This is a genomic window from Streptomyces canus (assembly GCF_041435015.1).
Taxonomy (GTDB): Bacteria; Actinomycetota; Actinomycetes; order Streptomycetales; family Streptomycetaceae; genus Streptomyces; species Streptomyces canus_G.
The window spans coordinates 9,349,884-9,364,012 of the sequence record NZ_CP107989.1 but is presented as its reverse complement, the minus strand read 5'-3'; the positions used below and the strand labels follow the sequence as shown (position 1 = coordinate 9,364,012).

Sequence of the window (14,129 nt, the reverse complement as noted above, 5' to 3'; positions counted from 1 at the left end):
TCCCGGCTCCTCTCTGCATCCCGGAGTACGCACCATGAGCATCTCGGTCGTCCTGTTCACCTGCGACCTGCGCCTGCACGACCACCCGCCGCTCCGAGCCGCCCTGGACGGCACCGAGCAGGTCGTCCCGCTGTTCGTGCGGGACCAGGCCGTGGACGCCGCCGGATTCGCCGCCCCCAACCGGCTGGCGTTCCTGGCCGACTGTCTGCGTGACCTCGACGCCGGTCTGCGCGAGCGGGGCGGCCGGCTGGTCGTGCGCCACGGCAGCCTCGTCGAGGAGGTGTGCAAGGTCGCCGCCGAGGCGGACGCCGACGAGGTGCACATGGCGTCCGACGTCAGCGCCCACGCCCACCGGCGGGAGGAGCGGCTGCGCCGGGCCCTGGAGGCGGAGGGCGTACGGCTGCACGTTCACGACACGGTGACCACGGCCGTCGCTCCCGGCTCGGTGGTCCCGGCAGCCTCGGACCATTTCGCCGTCTTCACTCCCTACTTCCGGCGCTGGTCCCAGGAGCGGCTGCGGGACCCGCTCGCCGCCCCGCGGACCGTGCGGGTCCCTGACGGCGTCGGGTCCGAGCTCCTGCCGTCCCGTGACGAGCTGTCCGGACTCTCGGAAGGACTCGCCGCCGGCGGTGAGACGGAGGGCCGCAAGCAGCTCACCACGTGGCTGCGGGCGGGCGTGACCGCGTACGAGGACCACCATGACGACCTGGCCGGCGACGCGACCTCCCGGCTCTCCCCGCACCTTCACTTCGGCACCCTCTCCCCCGTCGAACTCGTCCACCGCTCGCGCCGGGCAGGCGGTCCGGGCGCCGAGGCCTTCGTACGGCAGCTCGCCTGGCGCGACTTCAACCGGCAGGTGCTCGCGGCACGCCCTGCCGCGGCCGCCACCGACTACCGCACCCGACACGACCGTTGGCGCTCCGGGCGGGCCGCCGCCGAGGACATCGCGGCGTGGAAGGAAGGCCGCACCGGCTACCCGATCGTCGACGCGGCGATGCGCCAGCTGCGCCACGAGGGGTGGATGCACAACCGTGGCCGGCTGCTGACGGCGAGCTTCCTCACCAAGACGCTGTACGTCGACTGGCGCGTCGGTGCCCGGCACTTCCTGGATCTGCTGGTCGACGGCGACCTCGCCAACAACCAGCTCAACTGGCAGTGGATGGCGGGTACCGGCACCGACACCCGGCCCCACCGCGTCCTCAACCCCGTCACCCAGGCCAAGCGCTACGACCCCGACGGCGCCTACGTCCGCCGCTGGGTGCCCGAACTGGCCGCGCTGCGGGGGCCCGTGGTGCACGAGCCGTGGAAGCTGCGGGGTCTGGACCGCGCCGCGCTCGACTATCCGGATCCGATCGTGGAGCTGCCCGAGGGACTCGCCCGCTTCAAGCGGGCCCGGGGCCGTGACTGAGGTCGGCCGGGAACCGGGAGACGGGCCGCCACCTCTACACATAAAGGGAAAATAAGCGCAGAATGTATGCAGGCGGCGCTTACCGCACACCGCACCAGACGCGGTCAGGCCAGCAAGTCAAAGGAGACGAGTCATGGCCAACGTCTCGCACACCAGAGGTGACATCACCAGCCACCCTGACGCTCCAGAAATGCGGGAACGCTACGCCCGCATGCTCGGCGGTCGTGATGTGGCGCTCGTGGACGGACCGGTGTTCCTGCTCGGTCTGTACTGCGCCGTGTCCCCCTGGATACTCCACTACACGACGAGCCAGCCCGCCCTCGTGACCCACAACCTCATCGTGGGCATAGCGACCGGTCTGCTGGCCCTCGGATTCACCCAGACCCCTGAGCGCATGTACGGCCTCAGCTGGGCCTTCTGCGCGGTCGGCATCTGGATGATCATCGCCCCCTGGGTCGTCGGCGAGAGCCCCGACGCCGGTGTGGCGCTGAACAACATCATCATCGGCGCCCTCGCGGTGATCCTGGGGCTGATGTGCACCGTCACGGCGGCGAAGAGCGCACCCAAGCCGTAGAGAATCCTCGACCCAGGAGTAGGGGGCCGGTCCACACTCGGTGGACCGGCCCCCTCCGCATGGCGTCACCCCAGGAGGGAGCCCAGCTCGCGCCGGTGACCGGCGACCCACTCCCAGGCGGCCCGTACCTCGTCCACGGCCCCCCGTTCCCGCAGCCCGACCATGGCCGGCTCGCCGCGCAGCGCCCCGGCCTCGATTCCTCGCCGGCACCGGTCCTGCCACCACAGCACCGTGTCCAGCAGCCGGTCCCGCCCGTCGAGGCCGTAGGCGTCGCAGATCAGCCGGATCCGGCGAGCGGCCTCCGCCACGTCGGTGACGGCCGGACCCAGGTCGAGGTACTGCCAGCACACGTGGGCGACGTCGTGGATCCGGGCGCCCGGGGCGGCCAGGTCCCAGTCGATGAAGGCCGAAGGGCGCCATGCGCCGTCCGCCACGGCGTAGACGGTGTTCTTCGGCGCGAGGTCGTTGTGGCAGACGACGTCCCGATGGCCGGCGAGCGGCGTCCCGTGGGTCAGGTCGTGGAAGGACCGGACGAGTCGGGCGACCTCCACGAGGGCTTCGTCGTCACGGGCGGCGACGCGCTCGGACAAGGTCACCCCGGCCCTCCCCTCGAGGTAGCCGAACGTCTCCCGGCCGTGTTCGTCGATGCCGAGGAACCGGGGCGCGCCACGCCAGTGGGCGCTCTCGAACAGCGCGAGCAACTCCCGTACGAACGGCGACCGTTGCGACGGTGTGCGCCGCACGGTCTCTCCGACGCGGACGACCTCGTTGACCGCGCCGCCGCCGAGCACCGACTCCTCCACCGACCGCCTCCCGGGGCAGGATCGACCCATGGACACGAACAAGACCTTCACCCTTGTCCCGCCCGCACCTCTCGAAGGCTACGGCGTCCGGCTGCGCGAGTGGGCGGACGCCGACCTCGCCGACCTGGTCGCGCTCTACGACGATCCGGAGATGGCCCGCTGGACGCCGGTGGCCTCGCCGTTCGACCTGGACGCGGCGCGCGCCTATCTCGCCGGCGCGCGGGAGGGCCAGGCCGAGGGACGGAGGATCCAGTTGGCCGTCACCACGGACGGGCTCCTCCCCCGCGGGGAGGTGCTGCTGTTCCGCAGCGGGTCGGACGAGCGTGACCTGGAACTCGCCTATGGCATCGGGCCCGCACACCGCGGCCAAGGGCTCGCCGGGCGGGCGGTGGGCCTCGCGGCCGAGTACGCCGTCCGGGAGATCCGGCCCCGTCGGGTGGTGCTGTGCATCGACGCCGCCAACGCGGCGAGTGAGGCGGTCGCCCGGTCCTGTGCGTTCGAGCTCACGGACGAGCCGCCGGTCCGGAGGGTGTCGCGCGGCCGGGAGGTCGTCCTGCGCACGTGGCGCCTGCGTGCCTGAAACTCCGTGGCCCTGCGGAGACTTGGCGTGCCACTCTCGCCGTATGGATCACGCGGAGGTTCTGCTCCTCGGAGGACGTGCCGGAGTCGGCAAGACGACCGTGGGCTGGGAGATCTCGGCGAGGTTGCGGGCCGCTCGGGTCGCCCATGCGGTGATCGACGGTGACTTCATGGGGCAGGTGCATCCGGCGCCCGGGGGCGATCCGCACCGGGCCGCCGTCGCTGAGCGCAATCTGACAGCCGTGTGGGGGAACTACGCCGAACTCGGCTACCGGCGCCTCGTCTACACCCACACCGTGAGCGTGCTGGAGGAGTCGACGGGCGTGTTCCGGCGGGCGATGGGCGTCGGCGTCCGGATCGTACGGGTCCTGCTCACCGCGAGCGACGAGACGACCGAGCGGCGGCTGGCCGGGCGGGAGCTCGGCTCCGAGCTGGAGCGGGAGCTGCGGGGCAGCGCCCGCAAGGCTCGGATGCTGGACGAGCGTGCGCCCGCCGGCACGCTGCGCGTGGTGACCGACGGGCGTACGGTGATCGACATCGCGGCCGAGGTGACGGCCGTGACCGGGTGGGTCCCCGAGCGGGTCAGCTGACGTTCAGTGCCGTGTCGTCGATGACGAACGACGTCTGGAGGGTGGAGCCCTCCGTGCCGGTGAACTTGAGGGTGACGGTCTGGCCGGCGTAACCCGCCAGGCTGAAGCTGCGCTGGGTGTAGCCGGAGGCCGCGTTGAGGTTCGAGTACGTGGCCGGCGTGCCCAGTACCGTGCCCGAGCCGTTCAGGACCTGCACCTTGAGGGTGTCGTAGGCGGTGCTGGTGGTGGTCTCGGCGGTGTCGACGTGCAGGTAGAAGCTGAGCGTGGCCGTGGTGCACGCGGCCGGGACGGTCACCGACTGGGACAGGGTGTCGGTGTGCGCGGAGCCGTAGCCGGCGAGCCAGGCGTAGTACGAGCCGGTGCGGGCGGACTCGTCGCCTGAGTTGGTGATCACGCCGCTGGTGCCACTCCAGGCGCTGCTGCCCGACTCGAAGCCGTTGTTGCCGAGGAGTTGGGCGGGCGTGCAGGTGGAACCGCCGCCACCACCGCTGCCGCTGCCGCCCGCCAGCCATTCCGTGGCGTTCAGGGCGAGGGCCGCGTTGGTGGCGCCGGAGTCGTTCCAGCCGTCGTAGAGGGTGTTGCCGGACTGGCCGGTGCCGTCGTCCATGGGTGAGCTGTCGCCCCAGAAGGCGACGCGGCCGCTGCCGAAGGTGCTGGTCGCGAAGAAGGCCCCGGTGTTGCCCGAGTAACCCGTGCGGTAGAGCAGGCCCTTGACGGCGGAGTTGTCGGCGGGCTTGAGGGTGGCCGTGGTGCCGCTGGCGATCAGGCTCTTGGTCACGGTGCCGAAGGAGCCGTGCAGGACGGGGTTGCTGCTGTCGCTGATGGCGCTCGGGTAGTCCGAGCCGATGCTCAGCGAGTCGATCGAGAAGCCGAACGGGTCGGTCGAGTCGACACTGTTGTTGGTCATCAGGTCGTTGAGGATCTCGACCGCGTCCTCGCCGTCGTTGTTGCGGTCGGCGCCGGTGTGGTCCGAGATCATGAAGAGGCCGCCGCCGTTCTTCACGAAGGTCATGATCGCCGTCTTCTCGGCGGTGGTGAAGAGCGTGTTGGGCTCGGGCAGGACCAGGGTGTCGAAGTTCGACAGGTCGGTGGCCGCGGAGCCGCCGTAAGTGAGGGCGCTCGTCGCGGTCCTGAGGCTGTAGTCGCCGGTTTTCTGGAGGGCGACACCCCAGGAGGAGAGGGCGCCGGTCCAGTCGGTCTCGGCGGAGGGCGAGGAGTCCTCCCCCAGGGGGTCGGGCTGACCGGTGGAGATGATCCAGTCCGCGTTGCCGGCCGTCTCGGCGTGGGCGTTGTCGAAGAGGATCCGGTGCGGGGTGGCAGCGGCGGCGGGGGTGGCGGCGACCTGCACGGCGACACCCGCGGCGATGAGGCTGAATCCGGCGAGGACCGCGCCGAGTCTGTGGCGGGGAACGGTAAGTCCGAGCATCCGGCATACCTCCGTGAGGAGTGGGGGAAGGGTGATGCGGGAAGGGAACTACGCGCATAGATATGCGATTAATTTGAACGGTACATGACACGAAGAAGGCTGAACAGAATCGTCCGCTACTCCGGACCAGGATTGACCGGGTGTTGACCGACGGTTGGGACGGAGCCGGACTGACGCCGCCCCCAGCGGGCATCCGGACTACATCGGGGCTCATCAGAAAAGGGGCGGAGATGGAAGTCGACGGCATCATCAGTGCCATCGTGATCGGCATAGTCATCGGTGTCCTGGGCCGGCTCGTGGTTCCGGGCCGTCAGCGCATCGGAATTCTGTGGACCATTCTGGTCGGCATCGTGGCCGCACTGATCGGCTCGGCGATCGCCGGGGCCTTCGACGTGGCCGACACCAAGGGCATCGACTGGGTCGAGTGGCTCATCCAGATCGGTCTCGCCGCGCTCGGCGTGGCGGCGCTGGACCGGTCGAAGGCGCGCCGCTGACGGTCGTACGGCACAGGGCACCACACCAGCACACGCGAGAACGCGGCGCGCCGGAGACTCCGGCGCGCCGCCGCACGTGAGTGCCCTGAGTGTGGGTGCTCCGACGCGTGGGGGTGCCCCGACGTCAAATCCCGTTGCGCCCGCCGGAGTGCGACGGCAGGCTTCAAGCGCCCGCCGCCCCCTCCCTGACGGAGACTCGCTTGCGCTTCCCCATCACCCCGCTCGCCGACCTCGAACCCACCGCCTCCAGCCGCCGTCTGGCCTGGCTGGCCTCCGGGGACGACGGGGTCCCGCTCGGGTCCGCCTTCCTACGGCTGTTCACGAAGGAGGGGCAGGAGCACCTCGCCGAACTACACCTCGCCGTGCACGGCGCCGAGCGGCGGCAGGGCGTCGGAAGCCGGCTGCTGAAGGCCGCCGTGGGCGCCGCGAAGGCGGAGGGGCGGCGGTCTGTGATCGCGCAGGCCGTACAGGGCTCCCCCGCCGATCAGTTTCTGGCCGCGCGGGGCTTCCGGCAGGTCCTGGCGCTCACCTACGCCCGGCTCCCGCTGGCCGACGTCGATCGTGCCGCGATCGACGCGCTCGTCGAACTGCCGCACCCCGGTTACCGGTTGGCCGAGTGGGAGGGCACCGTGCCGGACGCGCTGGCGCGGTCCTTCGCCGACTCGCGGCGGGCGATGGACGACATGCCGATGGAGGGCACGGACTTCGGCAGGGTCGTCTGGGACGTGGAGCGCGTGATCGCGGCCGCGGAGGCGATCGCGCGACGCGGAGAGCTGCTGCACACCGTCGCCGCCGTGGACGCGACGGACGGCAGCGTGGTCGGCTTCTCCGAACTGGTCGTGCCGGGCGACGGATCAGGGGACGGACAGCACTACGGCACCGCTGTGCTGCCCGAGCACCGCGGGAAGGGCCTCGCCCGCTGGATGAAGGCCGCGGCCGTCTGCCACGCGCTCGAACGGTACCCGAGACTGTCCGGGTTGTGCACCGACACCGCGGAGAGCAACAAGCCGATGCTGGCCGTCAACGACTCACTCGGATACCTGCCGACGCACAGGTCCGTGGAGTACCAGCTCGATCTGTGATCACCGGGCCGTCGCGGCCCGCAGTGCGGCCAGACCGTCGCGACTGGACGGGTACGCGGGCGTCCAGCCCAGTTCCCGCTCGGCCTTCTCCGCCGACACCCTCAGGTTCGCCGAGAACATCGTGTGCGCGTAGCTCATCGGCCTCGTGAGCCACAGCGGTACGCTCATCGGCTTCGGCAGTCCGAACTCCTCGGCCACGCACAGCAGATGGGCGCGGAAGCCGAGCGGTGCGCGGTCCACGACGTTGTACGCCTGCCCCGGGCGCCCGTGTACGACCGCCGCGGCCACCGCGCGGGCCGCGTCGGTGAGTTCGACCCACGGCAGGACCCGGCCGTGGTCGGCGGGGGCGGGCAGTTGCCGCTTGCGCAGCAGGGCCAGGACGTTGTCGGTGCCGCCGGGGCCGTAGAAGAGGCCGAAGCGCAGTGCGATGCCCTCCAACCCGGCCGCCTCGAAGGTGAGTTGTTCCTTCGTACGCATCCCGGCGAGGTGCCGCTCCAGCTCCGGGTCGGTGCCGCGCGGCGCGAACTCGTCGTCCTCCGTGACCGGTCGGTCGCCGAAGTCGCCGTACCCGTATCCGAAGACCATCGACTCGGTGACGAAACGGCGGGCGCCGGTGGCCCGGGCGGCCTCGACGAGGTGGGCGGTGCCCTCGATGCGCAGCGCGTCGGTGGCGTACATGTCGCGGTGGCGCATGGGCGGCTTGCGCAGGGCGGTCGCCGCGTGGACGACCGTGTCGAAGTGCTGTCCGTCCACGGCCCGCAGCAGGGCCTCGCGGTCCATGAGGTCGGCCCGGACGCCGTTGCCCTCGCTCCGGCCGAGTCCGGTGACCTTGTGGCCCGCGTCGGTCAGGGCCCTGGCGACGTGGCGGCCGAGGACGCCGCTCGCGCCGGCGAGGAGGATGCTCTGGTTCTGGTTCGTCGTCATACCGGTGCGACGGATCGGGCGGGCCCGGATGTGACATCGCGGCCGCCGGCCTCTACAGCCGTCCCCGCCACCTGACCACAGCTGTCCCGGCCGCCGGGTGCTACGGCTGGTACACGTGCGGCTGCGTGATCGTCAGCGGCTCGAACCCGAGGCGTTCCAGGATCGGCCGGCTCGTGGCCAGCGCGTCGACCTGGAGGTAGCGGTATCCACGCTCCACGGCGGCGCGGGCCCGGTGCGCGACCAGGGCGCGGTAGATCCCGCGGCCGCGCCAGCTCTCGACGGTGCCGCCGCCCCACAGGCCGGCGAAGCGGGTGCCGGGCACGAGCTCCATGCGGGCGGCGCTGACCGGCTCGTCTCCGGCGAGCGCGACGACGGCGACCACGCTGTCGGGGTCGTCCAGCCGGGCGAGCAGCTGGTGCCGCAGCCGGGAGCTGTCGGTGCCGAAGGCCTTCTCGTGCACATCCGCCACGAGGTTGACGCCCGCCCGGTCGGTGACCGGAAGGAAACGGATCCCCTCGGGCGGTTCGACGTCCAGGGTGAGGTCGGCGACCTCGGCGATCATCAGCGTCTCCTCGGGCTCGGGAGTGAATCCGGCTGCCCTGAGCCGCTGTCCGAGGTCGAACGGCAGGTCGTGGCCGTACAGCTTCCACTCGAACTCGCGGCCGAGCCCGGTGTAGTACGCGATCTGCTCGGCGATCGCCTTGTCGGCGCTCGACGCGTCCAGGTCGGACCAGACGACGCCGTTCCAGCCGTGCTCGGCGGCGACCTGGCGGACCACCCCGCCGACCCGCTCGACATGGGCACCGGGACCGTCCGGCTGTGCGCCTTCGCGCATGTCCCGGTCGAAGAGGGCGAGTACCGCTACATGATCCATGGGCTCACTTCATCACCCGGACGCCTTTGCGGCAATGGCGATTACGGCCGCCCGGCCTCCGCGCGGACCGCCGCCAGGTAGGCGCTGAGCCGGTCGCGGTTGCGGGCAAGACAGTCGATCCGGGCCTGGATGCGATCGACGTGGGCCTCCAGGAGAGCCGCGGTCCGAGGTGTCAGGTGCTCGGGCGGCAACAGGATCTCCTCCGGCCCCGAAAGGTACGGCAGGATCACGCGGATCATCTCCGTGGTCAGGCCCGAGTCCAGCAGCCCGCGGATCTGCTGGACGTCGCGGACCGCGGCCTCTCCGAAGGCGCGGTAGCCGTTGTCGGTGCGCTCGGGGTGGAGCAGGCCCTGCTCCTCGTAGTAGCGCAGCAGCCGGGTGGGGACTCCGGTGCGTCGGGACAGTTCACCGATCTTCATCGCGTACTCCCGGGTCGCCCTTGCCTTCACACTGATGTGAAGGTCCGATCATGGTCGCATGTCCACCACCTGCCCGGCCAAGGGCACAGCCCCGCCCAGTTCCGTCCCGCTTCCGTGGTCCGGGCTCCTCGCCCTGTCGACGGCCGCCTTCACCGCTGCGCTGACCGAGCTGCTGCCCGCGGGTCTGCTGCCCCGCATGGCCCCGGATCTGGGCGTCTCCGAAGCCCGGATCGGCTTCCTCGTCACCGGGTACGCGCTCGCGTCCTTCGCCGCCGCGATCCCGCTCACGGCGATGCTGCGCGGGCTGCCACGCCGGCCGGTGCTCGTCGGGGCACTGCTCGGCTTCGCGGTGAGCAACGCGGTGGTGGCGATGTCCTCGTCGTACGCCCTCACCTTCGGGGCACGGCTGGTGGCCGGGGCCATGGGCGGGACGCTCTGGGCGATGCTCGCCGGGTACGCGGCACGGATGGTGCCGGCCGAGCGGCGCGGCCGGGCGATCGCGATCGTCCTCGCCGGGATCACCCTCGCCCTGGCCCTGGGCATCCCGGCCGGGACCGCGCTGGCCGGGACGGTGGGCTGGCGCACGGCGTTCGGGCTGCTGTCCGGGCTCGCGGTGCTGCTGGTGGGCTGGGTGCGGTGGCGGGTGCCCGGTTTCCCGGGCGAGACGGCGCACGCGCGCGTGCCGCTCGCCCGGGTCGCCGCGCTGCCGGGCATCCCGGCCGTCCTGTCCGTCACGCTGTTCCTGCTGGTGGGACACCAGGTGATGTACACGTACGTCGCCCCGTTCGCGGCGCATGCCGGTTTCGGCCGTACGGGACTGGTGCTTCTGGTGTTCGGGGCGGCGACGGTGGTGGGGATCTGGATCACCGGGGTGCTGGTGGACCGGCATCTGCGGCCGACGCTCATCGGCGCGCTGGCGCTGTGCGCGGCCGTGATGCTCGCGCTGGGGCCGGCCGCCGGGGTCCCTGGTGTACTGCTGATCTCGGTCGCCCTGTGGGGCGTCGCCTTCGGGGGTGCGCCGACGCTGATCCAGACGGCGCTGATCGACGCGTCGGGTCCGGAGCGGGCGGACGTGGCCACGTCGTTGCAGACCACGGTGTACAACGCCGGGATCGCGGTGGGTTCGCTGACCGGGGGTCTGGCACTGGACGGCTGGGGCGCCGGGGCGCTGCCGTGGACCGCGTTGCCGTTGGTCGCGGTGGCCCTCGGGGTGGTCACCGTGGCCCGAAACGCGTTCCCGGCGACGCGGCGATGACCTTAGGCTCGTGGCGAGGAGGGCCGTATTCCATGGTCGCGAAGGACACAGAATCGTGAAGGAAACCGAACTGCCGTATCTGCGCCGCTGCGTCGAGCTGGCCACCGAGGCGCTGGAGGCCGGGGACGAACCGTTCGGCTCGGTCCTGGTGAGCGCCGACGGCGAGATCCTCGCCGAGGACCACAACCGCGTGGCCTCAGGGGACCGCACCCGGCATCCCGAGTTCGAGCTGGCCCGCTGGGCGGCGGCGCACATGACGCCCGAGGACCGGGCGGCGGCCACCGTGTACACCTCCGGCGAGCACTGTCCGATGTGCGCGGCCGCGCACGCCTGGGTGGGCCTCGGACGCATCGTGTACGTCGCCTCGTCCCAGCAACTGACCCAGTGGCTCACCCAGTTGGGCGTCCCGGCACCCCCGGTGCGGACACTGCCGGTCAACGAGGTCGCCCCCGGCGTGATCGTGGAGGGGCCGGTGCCCGAGCTGACGGAGCGTGTACGGCAGTTGCACGGCCGGTTCCATCAGAGCTGACGCGCTCTGCCGGGATGCAGCCCCGCGCCCCGGTGCCTACGATCGAAAAAGATCGTCGGCTCATGGCCGCTCACGTCACTCCGGTCGCTGTCAGCACGGTCGCCTGCGTGACGGTCCTCGCTGCGCGTACGTCTCTGTGGGCCGTCACCGCACTCACCGGTACCCGGGTGCACCGGCCCGCGCACCGCCGGCCCTGGTGGGCGCGTGTACCGCAAGACCGGGCGGGTGCTGGGACCATCTCGCCACACCGACCGCGCCGGCGGGACGCTTCCGGCCGTGCCCGAGGGACTGAGGAGGTGGATGCGGCGATGATGACGCACAACGACGACGTGGACTGGGACCGTTGGCCGGTCGCCGACTATCTCGCCGAGAACTACCGGGAGTTGCATCCCTCGGACGCCGAAGTGATCACCCACCACTCCGCGTTCTACCGGCGTCTGGCACCGGGCGGGGTCGCCCGCTCGGTGGAGTTCGGTGCCGGGCCCAACCTCTACCCGCTGATCCTCGCGTCCGCGGCGAGCCGCCGTGTGGATGCCGTCGAGGCCGGCGCGGGCAATGTGGCCTATCTGCAACGGCAGATCGTCTGCGGGCCCGACGCGAGCTGGCTGCCCTTCCACGCGCTGTGCCGGCACCTCAACCCCGCGGTGCCGAGGACGCTCGCGGGGTCGCTGGCGCAGGTGCACGTCGTCCACGCGGACGTCCGGGACCTGGAGCGGGGTGGGTACGAGCTGGCGTCCATGCACTTCGTCGCCGAGGGCGCCACGGAGGACATCGCCGAATTCACTGACTTCTGCCGGGCGTTCGCCCGCTGTGTGGTGCCGGGCGGACATCTGGTGGCCGCGTTCATGGAGAACATGCCGACCCACCGCATCGGACCGACCTCGCGCTGGCCGGGCTGTCCGGTGAACCCGGAGACCGTCACGGAGGTGTTCACCCCCCTCACCCGGGACTTGTCGATCACCCACGTCGACCCCGACCCGCCCCTGCCGGCCCACGGGGACTCCGGGATGGTGCTGCTCACGGCGGTGGCGACGGGAGGGAGGGCGTGAGCGGGTTGTCGCACGGCGAAGGGCCGGGGGCGAGCGCAGAGCCGCGCGGAGGAGGACGGGGGCGGTTGTACGGCGGAGGCCGGGGTGACCGTACAGCGGAGGGCACAGGACGGACGCGGCACCGCGCAGCCGACAGCCGAGGCCAAGCGGGACAGACCCATGGGGACGACCCGGCGTGAGCATGGCGTCTCGCGCGGGACAGCCGAGAGCGAGCGGGACAGGCCGACGAACGACCGGGCATAAGCACCGCACCGCACGGCCGACACCGCAGGCGAGCGGGACATCGCCCGGCGCGCGAGCGGGGGTGAACCGGTCGCCGTACCCCGAAGGGCCGCGGGCGAGCGCAGCATCGCGCGGCGAGCTGGACAGGTCCGGCATAGGCCGGCTCAGGCGCATCGAGCGAGCACAGAGCCGGGCACATTCCGTGATCGCGCTCCCCGGAGGCGGCCCGTAGAACGGCCGCTTATCGTGATCGAGGGCGCCGATGGGCGTCCTTGGAGGCATGGATGCTCGCCAAGGTGACGAGGCGGCGATGCGCTCTCTCCGGAGCCGTGGGGCTGGCCCTGCTCGGCGCCGGACTGCCGTCCATGGTCACGGACGGCTCCGGACCGGACCTGTCGCGCTTCTACCGCCAGAAGATCAAGTGGTCGAAGTGCGTGGGCATGGAGGCCCCGAAGGACCTGCAGTGCGGAAAGGTCACTGTTCCCCTCGACTACGCCAAGCCCCGCGCGGGCACCCTCGAACTGGCACTCGCCCGCTACCGGGCCACGACCAAGCACAAGCGTGGCTCGGTGCTGCTGAACTTCGGCGGCCCGGGCGGCGCGGGCGTGCCCGCCCTCGCGGCCGACGGCGACGACTTCATGGCCCTCACGGACGAGTACGACGTGGTGTCCTTCGATCCGCGCGGTGTCGGCAGGTCCTCCCCGGTCAGTTGTGGCAACGGCACCGACCAGGCGCTCGCGGCCACCGACGACGACACCGCCTTCGACCAGGACCCGCAGGCCGTGCTCGGGACGTTGCGGAAGGCCGCCGACCAGTGCACCAAGCACTCCGGGCCCGTGCTCCCGCACATCGGCACGGTGAACGTCTCCCGCGATCTGGACGTCATGCGCCAGGCCCTCGGCGACAAGAAGCTCAACTACCTCGGCTTCTCGTACGGCAGCCGGCTCGGCGCGGTCTACGCGGCCCAGTTCCCCAAGAAGGTGGGCCGGCTGGTGCTGGACGGCGTGGACACCCTCACCGAGCCGCTGGCCGAACAGGGCGTGGCGGGCGCCGCCGGGCAGCAGACGGCGCTGGAGGACTTCGTCGACTGGTGCGTGAAGGACATCGCCTGTCCGTTCGGCACCGACGCGCGCGGCGCCCGGCAACAGGTCCTGCAGCTCGTGGCATCGCTGGACGAGGATCCGGTGCCGACGGGCTTCGGCCCCGACTTCACCGGACAGGACCTGGTGGGCGCCATCGGCCAGGCCCTCTACAGCAAGGATCTGTGGCCCTCGCTGGAGCGGGCGCTCGCCGAGCTGGTGGAGCAGGGCGACACGGCGGGCGTCCTCGGCTTCACGGGCGGCGGCTCCGATGTCCTCACCCGCGCGCACGCTCCCTCCGACGACCCGACGCACAGCACCCTCACCGACGTGGAGGACGTACCGCTCGACAATCTTCCGGCGGCGCTGATGGCGGTCAACTGCGCGGACGATCCCGACCGCCCCGGCGCCGACCGGATCACCAAGGACCTGGCCCGGCTGCGCGCCGCCTACGATCAGGCGTCGCCGGTCTTCGGCCGCTACCGGCTCACCGAGTACCTGATCTGCTACGGCCGCCCGAAGGGCACCGACTTCATCCGCGAGAAGGTGCGCGACGTCCACGCCCCGAAGATGCTCCTCGTCGGCACCCGCGGCGACCCCGCGACGCCGTACCGCTGGACCGTGGAGACCGCCAAGCGCCTCGGCGACTCGGCCGTGGTCCTCGACAACAAGGGCGAGGGCCACACAGGTTACGGCTCCTCCACGTGCGTGCACCGCAAGGTCGACGACTTCCTGCTGTACGGCAGTCTCCCGCCCGACGGCAGCTCCTGCGGGCCCGAACGCGACGACTGAGATCCACTCCGTCCGCGATCCCGGCATGAG

At 71.5% G+C, this 14,129-nt stretch carries 15 protein-coding genes; 10 read left to right on the top strand and 5 right to left on the bottom strand.

What is annotated here, in order from left to right; translation table 11 throughout:
- Positions 1-34 precede the first annotated feature (34 nt).
- Entirely contained in the window at positions 35-1,408 is a 1,374-nt protein-coding gene (locus OG841_RS42605; protein ID WP_371569737.1) for a cryptochrome/photolyase family protein, read from the top strand.
- Positions 1,409-1,541: 133 nt separating this feature from the next.
- Positions 1,542-1,982 carry an SPW repeat protein gene (locus OG841_RS42600; RefSeq protein ID WP_371569735.1) on the top strand — a complete coding sequence of 147 codons (441 nt, stop codon included), beginning with the start codon at positions 1,542-1,544 and terminating at the stop codon, positions 1,980-1,982.
- Positions 1,983-2,047: 65 nt separating this feature from the next.
- On the opposite strand, the gene OG841_RS42595 is transcribed toward OG841_RS42600, so the two are convergent.
- Positions 2,048-2,785: a phosphotransferase gene (locus OG841_RS42595; RefSeq protein ID WP_371569733.1), complete on the bottom strand. Its 738-nt coding sequence runs from the start codon at positions 2,783-2,785 to the stop codon at positions 2,048-2,050.
- 28 nt (positions 2,786-2,813) lie between these two features.
- Here OG841_RS42595 and OG841_RS42590 point away from each other — a divergent pair, with 28 nt between their 5' ends.
- Positions 2,814-3,365, top strand: coding sequence for a GNAT family N-acetyltransferase (locus OG841_RS42590; RefSeq protein WP_371569731.1), 552 nt, complete (start codon positions 2,814-2,816; stop codon positions 3,363-3,365).
- Positions 3,366-3,408: 43 nt separating this feature from the next.
- A complete protein-coding gene (locus OG841_RS42585; protein ID WP_328636474.1) occupies positions 3,409-3,954 on the top strand; it encodes an AAA family ATPase in 546 nt (181 codons plus the stop codon).
- Here OG841_RS42585 and OG841_RS42580 read toward each other — a convergent pair.
- Positions 3,947-5,380, bottom strand: coding sequence for a hydrolase (locus OG841_RS42580; protein WP_371569729.1), 1,434 nt, complete (start codon positions 5,378-5,380; stop codon positions 3,947-3,949). The genes OG841_RS42585 and OG841_RS42580 overlap by 8 nt on opposite strands.
- A 230-nt stretch (positions 5,381-5,610) precedes the next feature.
- Between OG841_RS42580 and OG841_RS42575 the strand changes: the two genes are divergently transcribed.
- Both OG841_RS42575 and OG841_RS42570 read left to right on the top strand, forming a co-directional pair.
- Complete coding sequence (locus OG841_RS42575) at positions 5,611-5,874, top strand: GlsB/YeaQ/YmgE family stress response membrane protein (protein WP_266553470.1); 264 nt, start codon at positions 5,611-5,613, stop codon at positions 5,872-5,874.
- Positions 5,875-6,074: 200 nt separating this feature from the next.
- Complete coding sequence (locus tag OG841_RS42570) at positions 6,075-6,956, top strand: GNAT family N-acetyltransferase (RefSeq protein WP_328636476.1); 882 nt, start codon at positions 6,075-6,077, stop codon at positions 6,954-6,956.
- Here the strand turns inward: OG841_RS42570 and OG841_RS42565 are convergent, their stop codons facing one another.
- The 3 genes from OG841_RS42565 to OG841_RS42555 form a co-directional block, all read right to left on the bottom strand.
- Positions 6,957-7,880 carry an NAD-dependent epimerase/dehydratase family protein gene (locus OG841_RS42565; RefSeq protein ID WP_328636477.1) on the bottom strand — a complete coding sequence of 308 codons (924 nt, stop codon included), beginning with the start codon at positions 7,878-7,880 and terminating at the stop codon, positions 6,957-6,959.
- Between the two features lie 100 nt (positions 7,881-7,980).
- A complete protein-coding gene (locus tag OG841_RS42560; RefSeq protein ID WP_328636478.1) occupies positions 7,981-8,754 on the bottom strand; it encodes a GNAT family N-acetyltransferase in 774 nt (257 codons plus the stop codon).
- 41 nt (positions 8,755-8,795) lie between these two features.
- Positions 8,796-9,173, bottom strand: a complete 378-nt coding sequence (locus OG841_RS42555) for a MerR family transcriptional regulator (protein ID WP_328636479.1) — start codon at positions 9,171-9,173, stop codon at positions 8,796-8,798.
- A gap of 58 nt (positions 9,174-9,231) precedes the next feature.
- On the opposite strand from OG841_RS42555, the gene OG841_RS42550 reads away from it, so the two are divergent.
- The 4 genes from OG841_RS42550 to OG841_RS42535 all read left to right on the top strand — a co-directional run bounded on the left by OG841_RS42550 (position 9,232) and on the right by OG841_RS42535 (position 14,099).
- On the top strand, positions 9,232-10,428 hold the full coding sequence (locus tag OG841_RS42550; RefSeq protein WP_328636480.1) for an MFS transporter: 1,197 nt from the start codon (positions 9,232-9,234) through the stop codon (positions 10,426-10,428).
- A gap of 52 nt (positions 10,429-10,480) precedes the next feature.
- On the top strand, positions 10,481-10,957 hold the full coding sequence (locus tag OG841_RS42545) for a nucleoside deaminase (protein WP_328643454.1): 477 nt from the start codon (positions 10,481-10,483) through the stop codon (positions 10,955-10,957).
- A 308-nt stretch (positions 10,958-11,265) separates the two neighbouring features.
- Positions 11,266-12,006 (top strand): class I SAM-dependent methyltransferase, encoded by a 741-nt coding sequence (locus OG841_RS42540; RefSeq protein WP_328636481.1) that lies wholly within the window; start codon positions 11,266-11,268, stop codon positions 12,004-12,006.
- Between the two features lie 506 nt (positions 12,007-12,512).
- Complete coding sequence (locus OG841_RS42535; protein WP_328636482.1) at positions 12,513-14,099, top strand: alpha/beta hydrolase; 1,587 nt, start codon at positions 12,513-12,515, stop codon at positions 14,097-14,099.
- The last annotated feature ends 30 nt before the right edge of the window (positions 14,100-14,129 follow it).

What these genes read in the sequence shown, in the direction of transcription:
- OG841_RS42555 (WP_328636479.1), bottom strand. Translation starts at nt 9,173, where the DNA reads ATGAAGATCGGTGAACTGTCCCGACGCACCGGAGTCCCCACCCGGCTG.
- OG841_RS42575 (WP_266553470.1), top strand. Translation starts at nt 5,611, where the DNA reads ATGGAAGTCGACGGCATCATCAGTGCCATCGTGATCGGCATAGTCATC.
- OG841_RS42540 (WP_328636481.1), top strand. Translation starts at nt 11,266, where the DNA reads ATGATGACGCACAACGACGACGTGGACTGGGACCGTTGGCCGGTCGCC.
- OG841_RS42585 (WP_328636474.1), top strand. Translation starts at nt 3,409, where the DNA reads ATGGATCACGCGGAGGTTCTGCTCCTCGGAGGACGTGCCGGAGTCGGC.
- OG841_RS42535 (WP_328636482.1), top strand. Translation starts at nt 12,513, where the DNA reads ATGCTCGCCAAGGTGACGAGGCGGCGATGCGCTCTCTCCGGAGCCGTG.
- OG841_RS42580 (WP_371569729.1), bottom strand. Translation starts at nt 5,380, where the DNA reads ATGCTCGGACTTACCGTTCCCCGCCACAGACTCGGCGCGGTCCTCGCC.
- OG841_RS42605 (WP_371569737.1), top strand. Translation starts at nt 35, where the DNA reads ATGAGCATCTCGGTCGTCCTGTTCACCTGCGACCTGCGCCTGCACGAC.
- OG841_RS42550 (WP_328636480.1), top strand. Translation starts at nt 9,232, where the DNA reads ATGTCCACCACCTGCCCGGCCAAGGGCACAGCCCCGCCCAGTTCCGTC.
- OG841_RS42560 (WP_328636478.1), bottom strand. Translation starts at nt 8,754, where the DNA reads ATGGATCATGTAGCGGTACTCGCCCTCTTCGACCGGGACATGCGCGAA.
- OG841_RS42565 (WP_328636477.1), bottom strand. Translation starts at nt 7,880, where the DNA reads ATGACGACGAACCAGAACCAGAGCATCCTCCTCGCCGGCGCGAGCGGC.
- OG841_RS42600 (WP_371569735.1), top strand. Translation starts at nt 1,542, where the DNA reads ATGGCCAACGTCTCGCACACCAGAGGTGACATCACCAGCCACCCTGAC.
- OG841_RS42590 (WP_371569731.1), top strand. Translation starts at nt 2,814, where the DNA reads ATGGACACGAACAAGACCTTCACCCTTGTCCCGCCCGCACCTCTCGAA.